We start from the raw sequence: 19,194 nt of genomic DNA, 5'->3' as shown, positions 1-19,194 counted from the left end.
GCTAATCCTCGCCGAACTTTCCCTCGACGAGCGCGACGAGCGCCGCGAGCGCTTCATCGGCCTGCTCGCCCTCGGCCGATAGCTCGACGGTGTCGCCCGGGGCGGCAGCGAGCATCATCAGGCCCATGATCGAGGTGCCGACGACGCTCGAATCGTCCTTCGCGACCGTCACCACCGCGTCGAAGGTCGACGCCAGCGTGACGAAGCGCGCACTCGCCCGCGCGTGCAGGCCGCGCTTGTTGCGAATCAGGACAGTGACAGGACCCGCCAAGACCTACGCCGCCTCGCCGAGGATCTTCGACGCGACCGAAATATACTTCCGCCCCGCCTCCTGCGCCGCGTCGACCGCAGCGGCAACCGACATCGTGCCGCGCACCGACACGAGGCGGACGAGCATCGGCAGGTTGACCCCGGCGATGACTTCGACGCGCTTCGGCACCATCAGCGAGATCGCGAGATTCGACGGCGTGCCGCCGAACATGTCGGTCAGGACGATCACCCCCGACCCGCGATCGACCTTGGCAATCGCGGCGGCGATGTCGCCGCGGCGAATTTCCATGTCGTCGTCGGGGCCGATGCAGATGCCTTCGAGCGCGGTCTGCGCGCCGACGACGTGCTCGAGCGCGGCGACGAATTCGGCAGCGAGCCGCCCGTGCGTCACCAGCACCAGTCCGATCATCGGCACGTTATTAAGTATCCTCACCGTGTCTGCTCGCGGCCCGGTAGCGCGGCTTCGTCGCCGTGACCAGCCCCGGCCCCGTCGGCGGCCGCGCTCGCCCCGCTTGCCTTGTCGCGGTGAACGACCGACCCGGCCCATCCCGCCGCCGCCAGCCGCTCCGCCATCATCCGCGCGACATAGACCGAACGATGCCGCCCGCCGGTGCAGCCGAAGGCGACGGTGAGGTACGACTTGCCCTCCGCACCGTAGCGCGGGAGCAGCAGGAGGAGCAGATCGGCGATCCGTTCGAACGCCGGGGCAAAGGCAGGGTCGGCGGCGACATACGCCCCGACCTCGGGGTCTTCGCCGGTCAGCGGGCGCAGTGCCGCGTCCCAGTGCGGGTTGGCGAGGAAGCGCACGTCGAAAACGAGGTCGGCGTCGCGCGGCAGGCCGCGGGCGAAGCCGAACGACATGATCGTCAGCGTCAGCGGGTCGACGCCGGCGCGGGCGAAGCGCCCGGCGAGCGCGCGGCGCAGATCGGAGACGGCATAATCCGAGGTGTCTATGACGATGTCGGCGGCGCGGCGCAGCGGCGCGACGATCTCGCGCTCGCGGGCGATGCCGTCGGCGGCGGGGCGATCGAGCGCGAGCGGGTGACGGCGGCGGGTCTCGGAAAAGCGCCGGGTGAGCTCGGTGCCGCTGCAGTCGAGGAAGACCAATGTGATGTCGACGCCTTCGGCGCGGAGGTCGCCGATGCGGTCGACGATCGCGTCGGCATCGAACGCCCGCGTCCGCGAATCGATGCCGATCGCGAGCGGGCGTTCGGCGTCGTGATCGGCGTGGCCGTCGCTCGTCGCGAGCAATTTGTCGAACAGCCCGAGCGGGAGGTTGTCGACCGCCTCATAACCGAGGTCCTCGAGCACCTTGAGCGCGGTCGAGCGCCCCGCCCCCGACATGCCGGTGACGAGGAGGGTGCGCGGCGAGGTCGCGGCGCCGGACGGCGAAACCGGGGAAGACAAAGCGGGCATATCCACGAAAACAGTCTCTACCCGCCGCCCGAACGCGGTCAACGCCCGTTCGACCTTGAGCGCCGCCGATGCGTCGAACGGATCGAGGCCGATGACCGGGATCGCGTGGCCGAAAACGTCGCGGGTGGTCGCCTCGGGCAGGCGTTCGGGCGACTCCGCGAGGTCGACGACGAGCGAGACGGGGACGCCGGCGACGTGGCGGATGGGGACGATGCCGACGCCGCGGACCTCGATCAGCCCGGCGATCGACGGCGGCGGCGCGACGAGGAGCCGGTCGCCATCGGTGGTCAGCGCGACGCGGTCGTCGGCGATCAGCGTCGCGCCGCGATCGATCAGCCGCAGCGCGAGGTCGGACTTGCCGCTGCCCGGCGGCCCGACGAGCAGCACCGCGCGCGCAAAACCCTGCGCGCCGATCGCGACGCCGGTGGCGTGGATGGTCGGCGGGCCGGGCGGGGGGACCGTCACGCGACCGGCAAAGTGACGGTGAAGCGCGCGCCGCCGCCGGTGCGATTCGCCGCGACGATGCTGCCGTCGTGCGCCTCGACGATCGTCCGCGAGATCGACAGGCCGAGCCCCGAGTGCCGTCCGAAATCCTCGGCTGCCGGACGTTCGGAGTAGAAGCGGCGGAAGATGTCGTCGCGATTTTCGTGCGGGATCCCCGGCCCGTTGTCGTCGACGCGCAACTCGACATGGCGCGCCGAGCGCGTCACCGCGACCGCAACGATGCCACCGGGGGGCGAGAACGACACCGCATTGTCGATCAGGTTGCGCGCGACCTGCGCCAGCCGGGCATTGTCGCCGTAGACGATCGCGGTCTCGCCGGGACCGGCATAGGCGACCGACACCCCGCGCGGCAGCGGCGCGCTCGAGTAGCCGTCGACGAGCCGTTCGACCTGCGTGCCGAGGTCGAAGCGTTCGTAGCGGCTGCGCGACAGCTCGGCGTCGAGGCGGCTGGCGTCGGCGATATCGGTGATCAGCCGGTCGATTCGCCCGACGTCGGTGCGGATGACCTCGAGCAACTGGCTCTGCAGCCGCGGCTCGCGGACGCGCCCGAACGTGTCGACCGCGCTCGACAGCGACGCGAGCGGGTTCTTGATTTCATGCGCGACGTCGGCGGCGAACGCCTCGGTCGCGTCGATCCGCTCGCGCAGCGTCAGCGTCATGTCCGACAAAGCGCGCGCCAATTGCCCGATCTCGTCGCGCCGCTGGTTAAAGCGCGGCACCGTCACATCGCGTGCTCGCCCAAGCCGGACCCGCTGCGCCGCGAGCGCGAGCTGGCGCAGCGGCCGGACGATCGTCGAGGCGAGATAGTTCGACAGCAACAGCGACGCGGCGAGGACGAACAGGAAGACATAGAATGACGACAGGCGTTCGGCACGGACAAGGCTGGTGATGTCGCGACTGTCGCGGGTCAGCTGGACGGTCGCGAACGGCGCATTCTCCGGTGCCTCGGCGGTGCCGAACAACGGCGCGGCGGCGCTGATGATGACGATGCGGTCGGGGGCAGCGCGCATCGTATCGGCGGGGCGGCCGGTCACGGCGGCAGCGGCGACCTCGGCCCACGCGGCGCGGTTGTCGACCGCGGGCTCGGCGTAGCCGACGATCTTGGGGAACGAGCCGACCGCCTCCACGACCTGGTCGAGAAAGCGGGCGACATCGCGGCGGAATGGATCGTCGGCGGGGTCGCGGAGTTCGAAGGTCGGCCCCGTCGCGCGCCAGCTATCGGCGGCGAGCGCGCCGTCGCGGTCGTAGACGCGCAGCCGCAACGCGCCGACCCGGCCGTAGCGCGCCGCGATCGCGGGGAGCGCGGCGGGCGGTGCCCCGGCCATGAAGCTCGCGATTAGAACCGCCTGCATGCGCATTTCGGCGCGGCGCTGGTCGAGCAACCGCTCGCGGAACGAGTCGAGGTAGAAGATGCTGCCGGTCAGCACGAGAATGGCGAAGACGTTGACCGCGAGGATGCGCGGCGCGAGGCTGAAGCTGCGGTTGGGGGTGTCGCCGCCGATATCGCGGGTCACCTGCTGCGCTCCGGCCGCAGCGACCGGCGCGGCGCGTCACTCCTCATTGAAGCGGTAGCCGACGCCGTACAGCGTCTCGATCGCTTTGAAGCTGGGATCGACGACGCGAAATTTCTTGCGCAACCGCTTGATGTGGCTGTCGATCGTCCGATCATCGACGTAGACGTCGTCCTGGTACGCGGCGTCCATCAGCTGGTCGCGCGACTTGACGAAGCCGGGCCGCGCGGCGAGCGCTTCGAGGATCAGAAACTCGGTAACCGTCAGCGCGACGTCGCCCTTGCCGTCGCCGCCCGCGACACCCCCAGGCGCGACACCCCATGTGACGCGGTGTCGCGCCGGGTCCATCGCGAGCCGTCCGCGGACGATCGCGGGCGCAGGCGCAGCCTCGCCATCGGCGAGCGGCAGCCCCTTGCGCGACGCCGCCCGCCGCAGCACCGCGCGAATCCGCTCGATCAGCAGCCGCTGGCTGAACGGCTTGCCGATATAATCGTCCGCCCCCATCGCCAGACCGAGCGCCTCGTCGATCTCGGTGTCCTTCGACGTCAGGAAGATCACCGGCACGTCGACCTTGTCGCGCAGTCGCCGGAGCAGCTCCATCCCGTCGAGGCGCGGCATCTTGATATCGAGCACCGCAAGATCGGGCGGGGTTTCGACGAGTGCCTTCAACGCCGCCGCGCCGTCCGAATACATCCGCACGACGAAGCCCTCGGCCTGGAGCGCGATCGATACCGAGGTCAGGATGTTGCGATCATCGTCGACCAGGGCGATGACGACCGGGGTAATGGCGGTGTCGGGCATGATGCGGGGACGGCCTGACAGTTGAATACGCCGCTCTGCCCCGCGCGCCCCGCCTGCGCAAGTCCGCCCTTTGACGGAGCCGCGGCGCATCCTGTAAGCGATTTGAAAATCTGCGGCGGCTATCAGTCCGCCGTCCTTGAGGAGACGTCGCCCGTGACTACCGTATCCGCCCCCCGCCACGGCCTCAACGCTCAGGGCTTTCCGACGACTGCGAAGGTCCACTGGAACCTGTCGACCGCGCCGCTGATCGAGCTCGCGGTCGCGCGCGGCGAAGGGCTGTTGTCGAAAGACGGCGCGTTCGTCGTCGAGACCGGCAGCCACACCGGCCGCTCGGCGCAGGACAAGTTCATCGTCCACGACGATGTCACCGGCCCGGTGATCTGGTGGGGCAAGACCAACAAGGCGATCACGCCCGAGCAGTTCGCCAACGTCAAGGCCGACTTCGCCGCCGCGCTCGCCGCGAAGGAGACATTGTTCGTCGAGGACCTGTTCGGCGGCTCGCAGCCCGAGCACCGCGTCAACGTCCGCGTGATCACCGAGCTAGCGTGGCACGCGCTGTTCATTCGCACGCTGCTGGTGCGCCCCGACGCCGCTGCGATCGCCGATTTCGCGCCCGAATTCACCATCGTCGACCTGCCGAGCTTCAAGGCCGACCCGGCGCGCCACGGCTGCCGTTCGGGCACGATCGTCGCGGTCGATTTCGAGGGCAAGACGATCCTGATCGGCGGCACGAAATACGCCGGCGAGATGAAGAAGTCGGTCTTCTCGATCCTGAACTACCTGCTCCCGGTCAAGGGCGTGATGCCGATGCACTGCTCTGCGAACATCGGCGCCGACGGCCGCACCGCGGTGTTCTTTGGCCTCAGCGGCACCGGCAAGACGACGCTCAGCGCCGATGCCAGCCGCACGCTGATCGGTGACGACGAACACGGCTGGTCGGACACCGCGGTGTTCAACTTCGAAGGCGGTTGCTACGCCAAGGTCATCCGGTTGTCGGCCGAGGCCGAGCCCGAGATCTACGCGACGACGCAGTGCTTCGGCACCGTCCTCGAGAATGTCGTGATTGACCCCGTCACCCGCGTCATCGACCTCGACGACGCGACGCTCGCCGAAAACAGCCGCGCGTCGTACCCGATCGACTTCATCCCCAACGCCAGCGCCGACAACCTCGGCCCGGTGCCGTCGAACGTCATTATGCTGACCGCCGACGCCTTCGGCATCTTGCCCCCGATCGCCAAGCTGACCCCCGAGCAGGCGATGTACCACTTCCTCAGCGGCTACACCGCGCGCGTCGCGGGGACCGAGATCGGCGTCACCGAGCCCGACGCGACCTTCTCGACATGCTTCGGCGCGCCGTTCATGCCGCGCCACCCGTCGGTTTACGGCAATCTGCTCAAGGAGCGGATTGCCAAAGGCGGCGTCGATTGCTGGCTGGTCAACACCGGCTGGACCGGCGGCATCTACGGCACCGGCAGTCGCATGCCGATCCGCGTCACCCGCGCTTTGCTCAACGCCGCGCTTGACGGCAGCCTCAACGATGCCGAGTTCCGCACCGACCCGAACTTCGGCTTTCAGGTGCCGGTGTCGGTCCCCGGCGTCGAGCCGCGCATCCTCAACCCGCGCGAGACGTGGGCCGACAAGGCCGCGTACGACGCCAAGGCGAAGTCGCTCGTCAGCATGTTCGTCGCAAACTTCGCGCAGTTCGAGGATCACGTCGATGCAGGCGTCCGCGAATCGGCCCCCAAGGCGGCGTAAATCGAGGTCCGCTGAGTAATACTCAAATCGCTCGACTTGCCTGCGGCTGCCTCTTAAGGTCGTCGCAGGCTGGGGGAGCATGACATGAGCAAGGGCAAGGTCCTCGTCACGGGGGCGTCGGGATACATCGCGGGCTATGTCGTCAAGGCGCTGATCGCCGATGGCTGGTCGGTCAGCGGCACGATCCGCAGCCTTGCCAAGGCCGACGCCGTCCGCGCCAGCCTCGGCCTCACCGCCGACCAGCTCCCGCTTACCGCCGCCGACCTGACGAGCGACGCCGGGTGGGCCGAGGCCACGGCGGGATGCGATTTCGTCCAGCACATCGCCTCGCCGCTGCCGACCGGCGCGGTCAAGACCGACGACGACCTGATCGTTCCCGCCCGCGACGGTGCGCTCCGCCTACTCCGCGCGGCGAAGGCGGCGGGGGTCAAGCGCGTGGTGATGACCTCGTCGGTCGCGGCGATGTATTACGGCATGACCGGGCAGGACCGGACGTACACCGAGGCCGACTGGAGCGACCTGACGTCGCCCGCGACCGGGGCCTATGCCAAATCCAAGACGATCGCCGAACGCGCTGCACGCGACTGGATCGCGGCCGAGGGTGGCGGCATGGAATATTGCACGATCAACCCCGCGCTGGTGCTCGGCCCGGTCCTCGGCAACGACTTCTCGGGGTCGCTCTTGGTCATCACCAAGATGCTCAACGGCGAGCTGCCCGGCCTGCCCGCGATCAGCTTCGGCATTTGCGACGTCCGCGACATCGCCACCGCGCATCTGTCGGCGATGACGACGCCCGGCATCGACGGCGGACGCTTCCTGTGTTCGGGCGAGTACCTGTCGATGGCCGACGTCGCCGCGATCCTCAAAAGCCGCCTTGCCGACAAGGCGAAGCGCGTGCCGACGATGAAGCTGCCGAATTTCCTCGTCCGCGTGTCGGCGCTATTCGACGCGCAGGTCAAGCTCGTCCTGCCCGAACTTGGCCGGACCCGCGTCGGCGACGCGAGTCATGCCCGCGCAGTGATCGGCTGGAACCCGCGCCCGGTCGCCGAGACGATCGTCGACACCGCGCGCAGCCTGATCGCGGCGGGACTGGTCAAGAGCTGAGCAGTTCGGGGACGGGCATCCCGCCCATCCCAGGTCCGGCATTATGCCGTCTTGAGCGACGCCATGTCGATGACGAAGCGATACTTGACGTCGCTCCGCACCATACGCTCATAGGCGGTGTCGATCTCGTCGATCGCGATCATCTCGATATCGGCGGTCAGCTTATGGTCGCGGCAGAAATCGAGCATCTCCTGCGTCTCGGCGATGCCGCCGATCAGCGAACCGGCGATCGCACGCCGCTTGAAGATGAGGTTGCCGACGGTCGGCGACGGATGCGGATGCTCGGGGACGCCGACCAGCGTCAGCGTCCCGTCACGCTTGAGCAGCGACGTCAGCGCGTCGAGGTCGTGGCTCGCCGCGACGGTATCGAGGATGAAGTCGAAGCTGTTGGCGTGCGCCGCCATCGCGTCCGCGTCTTTCGACACGATCAGCTCCTTCGCGCCGAGCCGGATCGCGTCGTCACGCTTTTTCGGCGAGGTCGAGAAGACATAGACCTCGGCCCCCATCGCGGCAGCGATCTTGACGCCCATGTGGCCGAGCCCGCCGAGTCCGACGATGCCGACCTTCTGCCCCGGGCCGACCTTCCAGTGGCGCAGCGGCGAGTAGGTGGTGATGCCGGCGCACAGCAATGGTGCCACTGCAGCAAGGTCGGCCTCGTCGTGGCTCACCGTCAGAACGAAGCCCTGGTCGACGACGATGTGATCCGAATAGCCGCCGAAGGTGTAGCCGCCGAGGACGGTATCGGGACCGTTGTAGGTGCCGACGAAGCCGGTGGTTTCGCAATATTGCTCCTCGCCATCGTTGCACGACGGGCAATGCCCGCAGCTGTCGACCATGCAGCCGACGCCGACGACGTCGCCGATCGCGAACTTGCTGACGCTGGCACCGACGGCGGTGACGCGCCCGACGATCTCGTGGCCGGGGACGCACGGATACTGGGTGCCGCCCCACTCGCTGCGCGCGGTGTGGAGGTCGGAATGGCAGACGCCGCAGAACAGGATGTCGATCGCGACATCGTTGGGCTGGACGTCGCGGCGGGTGAAGCTGAAGGGCGCGAGCGGCGCGTCGGCGGAATGCGCCGCATAGGCGTTGGCGGTCGTCGACATGATGATTCCTGACGGATTTGGCGGGCGCGGACTGGGGGCGCCACAAGGGATATCGGATGGCGACGGGCGATGTTCCACCCTTGAGGCCCGTCGGGCACGGATAATTTGCTGCGATGCAACAGACTGTTCAAGCCGCGCCGATCCTCGCTATGACTGAAATGCACAACGAGGACCGATAGAGCATGCAGACGATTGGCGTTATCGGCGCGGGACTGATGGGCAACGGCATCGCGCATGTCGCGGCGCTCGCCGGCTACGACGTCATCCTGTCCGACGTCGCGCTCGACCGAGTCGAAGCCGCGAAGGCGACGATCGCGACGAACCTCGCGCGCGGGGTCAAGAAGGGAACGGTCGACGCCGCCACGGTCGAGCCCGCTCTCGCCCGGATCGCGCTAACGACCGACACCGCCGCTTTCGCCGCCGCCGATCTCGTCATCGAGGCGGCGACCGAGAACGAGGGCGTCAAGGCGAAGATCTTCGCCGGCCTGTGCCCGCACCTCGCGCCGCATGCGCTGATCGCGACCAACACCTCGTCGATCTCGATCACCCGGCTGGCGGCGGCGACCGACCGCCCCGACCGCTTCACCGGGGTGCATTTCTTCAATCCCGTCCCGCTGATGGCGCTTGTCGAGATCATCCGCGGGCTGGCGACATCGGATGCCACCGCGACCGCGATGCACGGCTTCGCGACGAAGCTCGGCAAGTCCGCGATCGAGGCGGCCGACGCCCCTGCCTTCATCGTCAACCGCGTGCTGTGCCCGATGCTCAACGAGGCGATCTTCGCATTGGGCGAGGGCGTCGGCTCGGTTGTCGACATCGACACCGGGCTCAAGCTCGGCGCGAATCACCCGATGGGACCGCTAACCCTCGCCGATTTCGTCGGCCTCGACACACTGCTGTCGATCATGCGCGTCATGCAGGAGGCGACCGGCGACCCGAAATACCGCCCCGCACCACTGCTGGTGAAATATGTCGAGGCGGGGTGGCTGGGAAAGAAAACGAAGCGCGGGTTCTACGACTACTCGGGTGCCGAGCCGGTGCCGACGCGATAGACTATAGACGAGCAACTTCGTCGGTGGAGGCGCGTGCGCTCAACCCCGCGCCACCGCCGCCGCCTTGATGAAGTCCCACACCGCCTTGGTGAAGCCCGGCGTTGTCTCGGTCGACCACTCGTCCATCCGTTCGTAGAGCGCGACGACCTCGGTCCTCATACGCGCGTCGGCGGCCATGGTGAATGGCTTGAGCAGCGCGTTCCATTCGGTGAGATACGCCTGCGCCGCATTCGAGGCCGGATCGAGCGGTAAGGCCGCAGCGATCCGCGAGCCGATGTCGGCCCACTTCGCCTGATAGGCAGCCGGGTCGAATCCGCTCGGCAGGGCGCCCATCTTCTCGCGCCAGCGCGCTTGATCCTCGGTAGTATAATAGCGGTCGACGACCCTTTGCCATGCGGCGGTCTGCTCGGTCACGGTCTTCTCTCCTTGTCTGATGAGGGCGCAGAATGTGTCGATGTCGATTGTCGCATCGGCGGTCAGCGCCGCCTGCGCCGCGCGCAAGCCCGCAAGCGCATCGTCGATGCTCGCCCGCCGCGCGGACAGTGACTTGGTGGAGGCGCGCGACCTCGGCGGCCCCGTAGCGCCGCTGCCCCGCCGCCGATCGCTGCGCGCCGACGAGTCCGCGCGCTTCGTAGAAGCGTAAGGCGCGGGCGCTGAGCCCGGTGCGGCGGCAGACATCGGTGATCGACAGGGTTCCCATGCCCCGAGTCGTAACCGATGACGCTACGTCAACCGCAAGGGGTATTTCGGGGGGCGCTGTCCGACGTGGATTGCACTAGCGGAAAGGGGGGAGCGCCCATCATCTGGTTATGTTTGGCCGGGCCTTACGCACGCTTACATCCGTGTTCCATCAGGCTCGATCAGAACCTCGCGCCGCCCGACATGGTCGGCGACGCCGACATAGCCGTCCTTTTCCATGCGCTCGATCAGCCGCGCGGCGTTGTTGTAGCCGACGCGGAGCTGGCGCTGGAGGTAGCTTGTCGAGGCCTTGCGGCTCTCGGCGACGATCATGATCGCCTTCTTGTAAGTCTCGGCCTCCTCGCCGCCGCCCTCGCCGAGATCGAGCCCGAAGACTCCATCGCCCTCGACCGGCTCCTCCGTAACCGCGTCGACATAGTCGGGGCGGCCCTGGGTGCGGCAGTAATCGGCGACCGCCTCGACCTCCTCGTCGCTGACGAACGGGCCGTGGACGCGGACGACCTGCTTGCCGCCGGGCATGTAGAGCATGTCGCCCTTGCCGAGCAGCTGCTCGGCCCCCTGCTCGCCGAGGATCGTCCGGCTGTCGATCTTCGACGTCACTGAGAAGCTGATGCGGGTCGGCAGGTTGGCCTTGATGACGCCGGTGATGACGTCGACCGACGGGCGCTGGGTCGCCATGATCAGGTGGATGCCCGCCGCGCGGGCCTTTTGCGCGAGGCGCTGGATGAGGAACTCGACCTCCTTGCCCGCGGTCATCATCAGGTCGGCGAGCTCGTCGACGACAACGACGATCAGCGGCAACGGCTCGAAGTCGAGCGTCTCTTCCTCGTAGATCGCGTGGCCGTCGTCGTCGTAGCCGGTGTGGACCTTGCGGATGAACGGCTTGCCGCTCGCCTTCGCCTCGCGGACGCGCTGGTTGAACCCCGACAGCGAGCGGACGTTGATCGTCGACATCATCCGGTAGCGGTCCTCCATCTGCTCGACCGCCCATTTCAAGGCGCGGATCGCCTTCGCCGGCTCGGTGACGACGGGGGAGAGCAGATGCGGGATGCGGTCGTAGACGCTCAGCTCGAGCATCTTCGGGTCGATCATGATCATCCGGCACTGGTCGGGCGACAGCCGGTAGAGCAACGACAGGATCATGCAGTTGAGCCCGACCGACTTGCCCGATCCGGTCGTGCCCGCGATCAGCAAATGCGGCATTGGCGACAGATCGGCGATGACCGGATCGCCCGCGATGTTCTTGCCAAGCACCAGCGGTAGTGCGGCGGACTGGTCCTCGAACGCCGCCGACGCGAGGAGCTCGGACAGCGTCACCATTTGGCGATTGTGGTTGGGCAGCTCGATGCCGATGACGTTGCGCCCCGGCACGACCGCGACCCGCGCGCTGACCGCACTCATCGACCGGGCGATGTCGTCCGACAGGCCGATCACCCGGCTCGCCTTGAGCCCCGGCGCGGGTTCGAGCTCGTACATCGTCACCACCGGGCCCGGGCGGACGTCGCCGATCCGGCCTTTGACCCCGAAGTCGTCGAGCACCGATTCGAGCAGCCGGGCATTTTGTTCGAGCGCGGCGCGGTCGATCTTGACCACCGGCCCCTTCGGCACCGGCTTGAGCAGGTCGAGCGGGGGCAGTTCGTAGATGTCGCCGAGGCCAAGCGTCGGCTGGCGGTCGCGACGGCCGCGCTTCGCCGAGAGAGGAGGCGGCGCGGCAGGTGTGACGATCGTCGCCCGCGGCACGGCGGCCTGCTCGATCGCGGCGGCGGTGGCTTCGGGAGCAGGGCGGCGGCGGCGCTCGACCGGGGCTGCGGCGGGCTCGATCTCGTCATCGTCGCGGTGGCGGAACAGCCCAGTGATGGCTGCAGCATCGCTTCGATCGACACCGACGCCCCAAAGCAGCAGCGGCAGTGCGACCATCGCCAGGACGAGCGCGAGCAGGCTCGTTACCGGCAAAGCGGACAGCGCCGTGATCGACGATAGCGAGTCGCCCACGCTGGCGGCGATGAGCCCGGCAAGCCCGCCGCTCCCCGCCGGCATCGCTGCATCGGGATCAGGCCACAGCGCTCCGACCGCGCCCGCGGCGAACAGCGTCCCCGCCAGCGTCGCCAGCGCATAGCGCCGCCAGTTCGCAAGCCCCTTGCGCCGCAGCAGCCGTGCGCCAGCAACGACGAGCGCCGGAACCAGCGCGACGACCATATAGCCCGCAGCGAACAGCAAGGCGTCGGCGGCCCATGCGCCGGGAGCGCCGAGCAGGTTCTGGGGCACACGCCCGGTGACGGTGTTGAACGACGGATCGGCGGGGCCGTAACTTGCGAGCACCGCGACGATTGCCGCCGCGACGAACAAGAGCGCAATCCCGCCCGCGATGCCGACCCCGCGACTCAGCGCGGCCTTGGTTTCGGCGCCGACGATCTGCGCCCCGCGCCCCGTCGTTGCGGCCCTCGTTGCCATGCCGTTCGCCCTCCGTTCGCGTGACTGCCACGATGCCTTGGATCGAGTCGCGGGGCAAGATCGGGACATCGTGCCGCTTCGCAATCGCGGCGATGCGGGCTAAGACGCAACACATGCAGAGCGACGTTATCATCATCGGCGGCGGGCTGGTCGGCATGACGCTCGCGCTCGCCCTCGACGCGCATGGGCTGTCGAGCGCAGTGGTCGACGCCGCCGACCTCGACGCGACATTGGCGCTGGGCTTCGACGGCCGCGCGACCGCAATCGCCAGCGCCTCGGCGGCGATGTTCCACGCGATCGGGCTGGGCAAGGTCCTCGACGAGCAGTCGTGCCCGATCCACCGCATCCGCGTCAGCGACGGGATCACGACCAAGCCATTGATCTTCGACGCACTTGCGACCGATGGGCCCGACGCGTCCGGTGGCGGCGCGCTCGGCCACATGGTCGAGAACCGCCACCTCCGCGCCGCGCTGCTCAACGGCGGACGCGCGGCGGCGGGGATTGCCCTCCATGCCCCGGCGACCGCGATGTCGATTGTCCGCGCCGAGCACGGAGTGACGGTGACGCTCGCCGACGGCACGGTCCTGACCGCGCCGCTGCTGATCGCCGCCGACGGGCGCCGCTCGAAGATTCGCGACGGGGCCGGGATCGCGGTGGCGCGCTGGACCTACCCGCAGACCGCGATCGTGACGATGATCGAGCACGCCGAGCCGCACGGCGGCACCGCTTTCGAGCTGTTTTACCCGACCGGCCCGTTCGCGATCCTGCCGATGCAGGACACTCAAAGCGGGGCGCATCGGTCGGCGATCGTATGGACCGTCGAGAACGACGCCGCGGCGGGGACGATGAAGCTCGGCCTTCGCGGGCTTGCGGCCGAGATCGAGGCGCGGATCGGCGGGCTGCTCGGGGCGGTGACGGTGGTCGCGCCGGCGGCGTCGTATCCGCTCGGCTACCATCACGCCGCGACCTACACCGCCGATCGCCTCGTCCTGATCGGCGACGCGGCGCATGGGATACATCCCATTGCAGGACAAGGACTTAACATGGGGTTGCGCGACGTCGCGGCGCTGACCGAGGTGCTTGTCGACAGCGCCCGGCTCGGCCTCGACCTCGGCGCGCCGGCAGTGACGGCGCGCTATTCGGCATGGCGGCGGCTCGATAATTCGATGGTCGGGAGCGTCACCGATGGCCTCAACCGCTTGTTCGCGTTGAAGGGGCGGGTCCCGGCGGCGGCGCGGCGCTTCGGGCTGGCGGCGGTCGAGCGCGTCCCGCTGCTCAAGCGGCGCTTCATGGCCGAGGCCCGCGGCGAGACCGGCGACCGGCCCAAATTACTGACCGGGACCGCGCTTTAGCCCGTCGCGCCGCCACGCGCACAGGCACCGCACAACGCCGCACGTCGAAGGATCGTGCCCGCATCGAATGCACCCTGCCGTCACAGCTTGACGTCCCGACCGGCATAGCCGAGCCTTTGCCGGGTTTTCGATATTCGGCGACGGGCAAAGGGGTAGCGACATGGGCGTAACCGGTATCGGCGGCTTGTTCTTCCGGGCGCGCGACCCCGAGGCGCTGACGGCATGGTACGTCACCCACCTCGGCGTCGGCGCGGGATGCGGCGGCGGCGCGAACGACGACCCCGACCCGTGGACGTGGCGCACCGCCGCCGGCCCGACCGTCTTCGCCCCGTTCGCCGCGACGAGCGACTATTTCGCCGCCGACAAGCCGTTCATGCTCAACTTCCGCGTCACCGGCCTCGACGACCTGCTCGCCGGGCTGCGCGCGGCGGGAATCGATGTCGAGACACGCCCCGAGTGGGACTCGCCCGAGGCCGGCCGCTTCGCCCGAGTCCACGACCCTGAAGGCACCCCGATCGAGCTGTGGGAAGCGTCGTGAGTCGGCGCTAACGTCAGCCCGACAGGTTGCTCGAAGTCGATCCCGACGACCCCGGCGCGCATCGTCGCGAGGGCGTTTTCACACGCCTTGACTCGGTCAGGTTGCGAGGCCAAGCGCAGCCTGCGTTCGCCCGAAAGGTCATGCGCAACTTTAGCGAAACAGGCACCAATGCCAGGCGATAGCAGCAACCGAAGACGCACGCCGCCGAGGTCGAACGGGGCCGCCTGATCTCCAGGCGCTCGTGGCGGCAGGGCGGCCACGAGGGACACGATGGCGCAACGCGATGCCACGACTGAACGCGGCTGGCCGATCGCACGCTTCTTGCGGATGCGGTCTGCCCCGTCATGGGCCGACCTGATCAGCTTCCTGCTGCTCGCCGCCGCCGCCGTCCTGATCGTCCGGGGGGCGGGCGAGGCGAGCCAGCCGCTCGCCGCGCTGCGGGCGACGCCGGTGACGCTCGATGTCGCGCGGCTGCCCGAATACGCACTGCGGACGACGCTGCGGATGTTCGCCGCACTCGGCGCATCGCTCGTCTTCACCTTCGTCTTCGCCACCCTCGCCGCCAAAAGCCGCAAGGCCGAGATGATCATCGTGCCGGCGCTCGACATCCTCCAGTCGGTGCCGGTGCTCGGCTTCCTGACCTTCACCGTCACCTTCTTCATGAACCTGTTTCCCGGCCGCCAGCTCGGCGTCGAGCTCGCCGCGATCTTCGCGATCTTCACCAGCCAGGCGTGGAACATGACCTTCAGCTTCTACCAGTCGCTGCGGACCGTGCCGAACGACCTCGACGAGGTCAGCCGCCAGTTCGGCTTCTCAGGCTGGCGGCGGTTCATCCGGCTCGACCTGCCGTTCGCGACGCCGGGACTCGTCTGGAACATCATGATGTCGATGTCGGGCGGCTGGTTCTTCGTCGTCGCGTCGGAGGCGATCACCGTCGGCAACACGACCGTGACGCTGCCCGGCATCGGCGCGTGGCTGGCGCTGGCGATCGAACGGCAGGACCTGCACGCGGTCGCGATCGGCGTCGGCGCAATGGCGGTTGTCATCCTGCTCTACGATCAGCTGGTGTTCCGCCCGGTCGTCGCCTGGGCCGACAAGTTCCGCTTCGAGCAGACCAAGTCGCAGGAGGCGCCGCAATCGTGGGTCTATGCGATGGTCCGCCAGACGCGCTGGCTTCGCGTCGGCTTCGCCGCGCTGGCATGGCCGATGCGCCAGATCGGCCGGATCGACTGGTCGGTGCCGCGCCCGCCGGCGCTTCGCCTCGGCGGCGAGACGAGCCGCATTCTCGACATCCTGTGGCTCGTGATCATCGGCGGCTTCGCGGTGTGGGCGGTCGCGGTGCTCGCCGGGTTCGTCAGCCACACGCTCAACTGGAACGACGTCTGGACGGTCACCGGCCTCGCCTTCGCGACGCTGGTCCGGGTGCTCGTCCTGATCGTCGTTGCCAGCCTGATCTGGGTGCCGATCGGCGTCTGGATCGGACTTCGTCCGGTCTGGGCCGAACGCCTCCAGCCGATCGCCCAGTTCCTCGCGGCCTTCCCGGCGAACGTGCTGTTTCCCTTCGCCGTCGTCGTCATCCTGCGCTTCCGCCTCGACCCCAACATCTGGCTGTCGCCGCTGATCATCCTCGGCACCCAGTGGTACATCCTGTTCAACGTGATCGCCGGGGCGAGCGCGATCTCGACCGACATCAAGGAGGCCGCGCGGATCTTCGACATCCGCGGCTGGCAGTGGTGGCGGCAGGTCGCGCTGCCCGGCATCTTCCCGTACTACGTCACCGGCGCGCTGACCGCGTCGGGCGGGTCGTGGAACGCGTCGATCGTCGCCGAGGCGGTCAGCTGGGGCCACGAGCATATCGAGGCGGTCGGGCTCGGTTCGTACATCGCGAGCGCCACCGCAGCGGGGCGGTCGGCGCAGGTCGCGCTCGGCGTCGCCGTCATGTCGGTCTTCGTCACCGCGCTCAACCGCGCGGTATGGCGGCCGCTCTATCGCTATTCCGAACGCCGCCTGCGGCTCGACTGAGGAGCAATCATGACCGCCATTCTCGACCGGCCGCTCGTCGAAGTCCGCAATGTCCGCCATTTCTACGGCAAGTCGGCGGAGAGCAACCTCCTCGTCCTCGACGACGTCGACCTGACCTTGTTCGACAACGAGATCGTCGGGCTGCTCGGCCGCTCGGGCTCGGGCAAGTCGACCCTGCTCCGCTCGATCGCCGGGTTGTTGACCCCGACCGGGGGGAGCGTCGCGTTTCCGGCCCCCGCGACGACGGTCAGCATGGTCTTCCAGAGCTTCGCGCTGTTCCCGTGGCTGACCGTCCAGCAGAACGTCGAGGTCGGGCTCGAGGCGAAGCGCGTCCCCGCCGCCGAGCGGCGCAAGCGCGCGCTCGCCGCGATCGACCTGATCGGCCTCGACGGCTTCGAGAACGCCTACCCCAAGGAGCTGTCGGGCGGGATGCGCCAGCGCGTCGGCCTCGCCCGGGCGCTCGTCGTCGATCCGTCGATCCTGCTGATGGACGAGCCGTTCTCGGCGCTCGACGTGCTGACCGCCGAGACCCTGCGGACCGACCTTCTCGACCTGTGGTCGGAAGGGCGGATGCCGATCAAGTCGATCCTGATGGTGACGCACAACATCGAGGAGGCGGTGCTGATGTGCGACCGCATCCTCGTCTTTTCGTCGAACCCGGGCCGCGTCGTCGCCGAGATCAAGGTCGACCTGCCGCAGCCGCGCAACCGGCAGGAGCCGGCGTTCCGCGCGCTCGTCGAGGACATCTACGTCCGCATGACCAAGAAAGCCGCCCCGGGCGAGGCACGCGACGGACTGTTCCCGGGAACCGGGATCAGCATGGTGCTGCCGCGCGTGTCGACCAATACCCTCGCCGGTTTGATGGAGGCGATCGCCGCGCCGCCGTACAGCGGCAAGGCCGACCTGCCGCAACTCGCGCGCGAATTGCAGTACGAAGCCGACGAGCTGTTCCCGATCGCGGAAGTCCTCCAGCTGCTGCGCTTCGCCGAGCTCGAGGGCGGCGACCTTCGCCTGCTGCCGCCGGCGTTCCGCTACGCCGAGGCCGAGGTCGACCAGCGCAAGCAGCTGTTCGCGCAGCAGCTGCTCAACTACGTCCCGCTCGTCGCGCATGTCCGCCGCGTCCTCGACGACCGCGCCAGCCACCAGGCCCCAGCGCGCCGGTTTCGCGACGAACTCGAGGACCATATGTCCGAAGAATACGCCGACCAGACGATCCGCTCGGTCGTCCAATGGGGCCGTTATGCCGAGGTCTATGCCTTCGACGAGACCGCCGACCTATTCACCCTCGACAATCCGACCTAGCGGTTCGCTCTGGTTACTGACCGGCAGGCACCACGACCCCGCCCTTCATCACCATCCTGATCCGGCGGACTGCGCCGATGTCGGCGGTCGGGTCACCGTCGACCGCGACAAGATCGGCGAGCAAGCCCGGTTTCACCGCGCCAAGTTTCCCGGACAGATGCAGACAGCGGGCATTGCCCCACGTCGCCGCCACGAGCGCGTCGGCCGGGGGCATCCCGGCGTCGACCATCAGCTCGATCTCGCGCGCGTTCTGGCCGTGCGGGAACACACCGACATCGCCGCCCATGCAGATCGGCACGCCCGCCTTCATCGCCATGCGGAAACTCTGGCGGTTCAACACGACCCCCGGCGGCGCGGGCTCGCTGCCGTTCCAACCCCGATAGCGCGACGTCGCGTCGGATGCGGCGAGGGTCGTGCACAGCGCGATCCGCTTCGCCGCCATCGCCGCGAAGATTTCCGGCGTTCCGCCATAGCCGTGCTCGATCGTATCGACCCCGGCGGCGACCGCGCGGCGCATCCCCTCGGCAGTCGAGGCATGGACTGCGACCGGGCGGCCGGCATCGTGCGCGGCGGCGACCGCAGCCTTGATCTCGTCGAGGCTGAGCGTCGCGCGGCTGTCCTCGCCCGGACGCCAGCGGTAATCGGCGTAAAGCTTGACCCAATCCGCGCCCGCCGCGATCTGGCGGCGGACGGCGGCGGCGATCTGGTCGGTGCCCGAGACCTCCTCGGCACCCTGCGGGACCACGACGCCCGGCTCGAAGCCCTTGGGGCCATAAGCGCCGAGCGCGACGATCGCGCGTGTCGCAACCGACAGGCGCGGCCCGGGAACGATGCCCTCGTCGATCGCCGCCTTGAGTCCGACGTCGGCATAACCCGCACCCTCGGTGCCGAGATCGCGCTCGGAGGTGAACCCCGCGAGCAGCGTCGCCTTCGCGCTCGCCACGGCGCGCGCGGTCCGCAGCGCCAACGGCTCGTGGAGCACCTGATCGTCCCAGCTGGTCTCGTTATACGGGTGGAGGAACAGGTGGCCGTGCCCCTCGATCATCCCGGGCATCAGCGTCGTGCCGGGCAGCTCGATCGGCTTCGCATCGGCGGGGTGCGGCAGGTCGGGGCCGACCGCGACGATCTTGTCGCCGGTGACGAGCACCTGCCAGCGCGCGTGGACCTTGCCGTCGACGCCGTCGAACACGCCTGCAGGCTTGAGCAGCAGCGACCCGGTTTCGGCCGCCGACGCCGACGCCAGCGGACCGATCGTCAACGCCGCGAGTATCGCCAGCCACCGCATAGTCATTCCCTTTTTCCCACCCTAAG

17 protein-coding genes and 2 pseudogenes are annotated in these 19,194 nt (G+C 68.6%); 8 read left to right on the top strand and 11 right to left on the bottom strand.

The window, feature by feature from the left end; translation table 11 throughout:
• Position 1: 1 nt before the first annotated feature.
• The 6 genes and pseudogenes from KZX46_RS07560 to KZX46_RS07535 all read right to left on the bottom strand — a co-directional run bounded on the left by KZX46_RS07560 (position 2) and on the right by KZX46_RS07535 (position 4,502).
• On the bottom strand, positions 2-271 hold the full coding sequence (locus KZX46_RS07560; protein ID WP_216709767.1) for an HPr family phosphocarrier protein: 270 nt from the start codon (positions 269-271) through the stop codon (positions 2-4).
• 3 nt (positions 272-274) lie between these two features.
• The gene (locus KZX46_RS07555; protein ID WP_216709823.1) at positions 275-679 is read right to left on the bottom strand and encodes a PTS sugar transporter subunit IIA; all 405 of its coding nucleotides are present in this window, start codon (positions 677-679) and stop codon (positions 275-277) included.
• Positions 680-699: 20 nt separating this feature from the next.
• Positions 700-1,686: an RNase adapter RapZ gene (gene rapZ / locus KZX46_RS07550; RefSeq protein ID WP_370647548.1), complete on the bottom strand. Its 987-nt coding sequence runs from the start codon at positions 1,684-1,686 to the stop codon at positions 700-702.
• A gap of 243 nt (positions 1,687-1,929) precedes the next feature.
• Positions 1,930-2,073: pseudogene (locus KZX46_RS23470) on the bottom strand (HPr kinase/phosphorylase); the annotation flags it as partial.
• 74 nt (positions 2,074-2,147) lie between these two features.
• Complete coding sequence (locus KZX46_RS07540; protein ID WP_219776086.1) at positions 2,148-3,704, bottom strand: ATP-binding protein; 1,557 nt, start codon at positions 3,702-3,704, stop codon at positions 2,148-2,150.
• A gap of 36 nt (positions 3,705-3,740) precedes the next feature.
• Positions 3,741-4,502: a response regulator transcription factor gene (locus KZX46_RS07535; protein WP_216709769.1), complete on the bottom strand. Its 762-nt coding sequence runs from the start codon at positions 4,500-4,502 to the stop codon at positions 3,741-3,743.
• A 153-nt stretch (positions 4,503-4,655) separates the two neighbouring features.
• Between KZX46_RS07535 and KZX46_RS07530 the strand changes: the two genes are divergently transcribed.
• On the top strand, positions 4,656-6,257 hold the full coding sequence (locus tag KZX46_RS07530) for a phosphoenolpyruvate carboxykinase (protein ID WP_219776085.1): 1,602 nt from the start codon (positions 4,656-4,658) through the stop codon (positions 6,255-6,257).
• A gap of 84 nt (positions 6,258-6,341) precedes the next feature.
• Positions 6,342-7,361 carry an NAD-dependent epimerase/dehydratase family protein gene (locus KZX46_RS07525; protein ID WP_219776084.1) on the top strand — a complete coding sequence of 340 codons (1,020 nt, stop codon included), beginning with the start codon at positions 6,342-6,344 and terminating at the stop codon, positions 7,359-7,361.
• Positions 7,362-7,402: 41 nt separating this feature from the next.
• On the opposite strand, the gene KZX46_RS07520 is transcribed toward KZX46_RS07525, so the two are convergent.
• Positions 7,403-8,467: an NAD(P)-dependent alcohol dehydrogenase gene (locus KZX46_RS07520; RefSeq protein ID WP_219776083.1), complete on the bottom strand. Its 1,065-nt coding sequence runs from the start codon at positions 8,465-8,467 to the stop codon at positions 7,403-7,405.
• A 182-nt stretch (positions 8,468-8,649) separates the two neighbouring features.
• Here KZX46_RS07520 and KZX46_RS07515 point away from each other — a divergent pair, with 182 nt between their 5' ends.
• Positions 8,650-9,519, top strand: coding sequence for a 3-hydroxybutyryl-CoA dehydrogenase (locus tag KZX46_RS07515; protein ID WP_219776082.1), 870 nt, complete (start codon positions 8,650-8,652; stop codon positions 9,517-9,519).
• Positions 9,520-9,558: 39 nt separating this feature from the next.
• On the opposite strand, the gene KZX46_RS22805 is transcribed toward KZX46_RS07515, so the two are convergent.
• Positions 9,559-9,933, bottom strand: a complete 375-nt coding sequence (locus KZX46_RS22805) for a TipAS antibiotic-recognition domain-containing protein (RefSeq protein ID WP_226896162.1) — start codon at positions 9,931-9,933, stop codon at positions 9,559-9,561.
• Positions 9,934-9,973: 40 nt separating this feature from the next.
• Here KZX46_RS22805 and KZX46_RS23220 point away from each other — a divergent pair, with 40 nt between their 5' ends.
• A complete protein-coding gene (locus KZX46_RS23220; RefSeq protein ID WP_255615333.1) occupies positions 9,974-10,162 on the top strand; it encodes a hypothetical protein in 189 nt (62 codons plus the stop codon).
• On the opposite strand, the pseudogene KZX46_RS23465 reads toward KZX46_RS23220, so the two are convergent.
• Both KZX46_RS23465 and KZX46_RS07505 read right to left on the bottom strand, forming a co-directional pair.
• A pseudogene (locus tag KZX46_RS23465) lies at positions 10,124-10,219 on the bottom strand (MerR family DNA-binding transcriptional regulator); the annotation flags it as partial. The gene KZX46_RS23220 and the pseudogene KZX46_RS23465 sit on opposite strands and share 39 nt — an antisense overlap.
• Before the next feature lie 134 nt (positions 10,220-10,353).
• On the bottom strand, positions 10,354-12,669 hold the full coding sequence (locus tag KZX46_RS07505; protein ID WP_219776080.1) for a DNA translocase FtsK 4TM domain-containing protein: 2,316 nt from the start codon (positions 12,667-12,669) through the stop codon (positions 10,354-10,356).
• Between the two features lie 113 nt (positions 12,670-12,782).
• Between KZX46_RS07505 and KZX46_RS07500 the strand changes: the two genes are divergently transcribed.
• The 4 genes from KZX46_RS07500 (at position 12,783) to KZX46_RS07485 (ending at position 17,883) form a co-directional block, all read left to right on the top strand.
• Complete coding sequence (locus KZX46_RS07500; protein ID WP_219776079.1) at positions 12,783-14,021, top strand: UbiH/UbiF/VisC/COQ6 family ubiquinone biosynthesis hydroxylase; 1,239 nt, start codon at positions 12,783-12,785, stop codon at positions 14,019-14,021.
• Positions 14,022-14,181: 160 nt separating this feature from the next.
• Positions 14,182-14,559, top strand: coding sequence for a VOC family protein (locus KZX46_RS07495; protein ID WP_219776078.1), 378 nt, complete (start codon positions 14,182-14,184; stop codon positions 14,557-14,559).
• Positions 14,560-14,829: 270 nt separating this feature from the next.
• A complete protein-coding gene (locus KZX46_RS07490; protein WP_219776077.1) occupies positions 14,830-16,581 on the top strand; it encodes an ABC transporter permease subunit in 1,752 nt (583 codons plus the stop codon).
• 9 nt (positions 16,582-16,590) lie between these two features.
• Positions 16,591-17,883 carry an AAA-associated domain-containing protein gene (locus KZX46_RS07485; protein WP_219776076.1) on the top strand — a complete coding sequence of 431 codons (1,293 nt, stop codon included), beginning with the start codon at positions 16,591-16,593 and terminating at the stop codon, positions 17,881-17,883.
• 13 nt (positions 17,884-17,896) lie between these two features.
• Here KZX46_RS07485 and KZX46_RS07480 read toward each other — a convergent pair whose 3' ends face one another.
• Entirely contained in the window at positions 17,897-19,174 is a 1,278-nt protein-coding gene (locus KZX46_RS07480; RefSeq protein ID WP_219776075.1) for an amidohydrolase family protein, read from the bottom strand.
• Positions 19,175-19,194: the final 20 nt, after the last annotated feature.

It is taken from the genome of Polymorphobacter sp. PAMC 29334, assembly GCF_019431245.1.
Classification (GTDB): Bacteria; Pseudomonadota; Alphaproteobacteria; order Sphingomonadales; family Sphingomonadaceae; genus Polymorphobacter_B; species Polymorphobacter_B megasporae.
The sequence above is the reverse complement of the archived record's forward strand: the minus strand, read 5'-3'. Positions and strand labels throughout refer to the sequence as shown.

Excerpts from the sequence above, each read along its gene's own strand:
- rapZ (WP_370647548.1), bottom strand. The coding sequence starts at position 1,686 with ATGCCCGCTTTGTCTTCCCCGGTTTCGCCGTCCGGCGCCGCGACCTCG.
- KZX46_RS07505 (WP_219776080.1), bottom strand. The coding sequence starts at position 12,669 with ATGGCAACGAGGGCCGCAACGACGGGGCGCGGGGCGCAGATCGTCGGC.
- KZX46_RS07500 (WP_219776079.1), top strand. The coding sequence starts at position 12,783 with ATGCAGAGCGACGTTATCATCATCGGCGGCGGGCTGGTCGGCATGACG.
- KZX46_RS07555 (WP_216709823.1), bottom strand. The coding sequence starts at position 679 with ATGATCGGACTGGTGCTGGTGACGCACGGGCGGCTCGCTGCCGAATTC.
- KZX46_RS07525 (WP_219776084.1), top strand. The coding sequence starts at position 6,342 with ATGAGCAAGGGCAAGGTCCTCGTCACGGGGGCGTCGGGATACATCGCG.
- KZX46_RS07515 (WP_219776082.1), top strand. The coding sequence starts at position 8,650 with ATGCAGACGATTGGCGTTATCGGCGCGGGACTGATGGGCAACGGCATC.
- KZX46_RS07490 (WP_219776077.1), top strand. The coding sequence starts at position 14,830 with ATGGCGCAACGCGATGCCACGACTGAACGCGGCTGGCCGATCGCACGC.
- KZX46_RS23220 (WP_255615333.1), top strand. The coding sequence starts at position 9,974 with ATGTCGATTGTCGCATCGGCGGTCAGCGCCGCCTGCGCCGCGCGCAAG.
- KZX46_RS07520 (WP_219776083.1), bottom strand. The coding sequence starts at position 8,467 with ATGTCGACGACCGCCAACGCCTATGCGGCGCATTCCGCCGACGCGCCG.
- KZX46_RS07480 (WP_219776075.1), bottom strand. The coding sequence starts at position 19,174 with ATGACTATGCGGTGGCTGGCGATACTCGCGGCGTTGACGATCGGTCCG.
- KZX46_RS07535 (WP_216709769.1), bottom strand. The coding sequence starts at position 4,502 with ATGCCCGACACCGCCATTACCCCGGTCGTCATCGCCCTGGTCGACGAT.
- KZX46_RS07485 (WP_219776076.1), top strand. The coding sequence starts at position 16,591 with ATGACCGCCATTCTCGACCGGCCGCTCGTCGAAGTCCGCAATGTCCGC.
- KZX46_RS07495 (WP_219776078.1), top strand. The coding sequence starts at position 14,182 with ATGGGCGTAACCGGTATCGGCGGCTTGTTCTTCCGGGCGCGCGACCCC.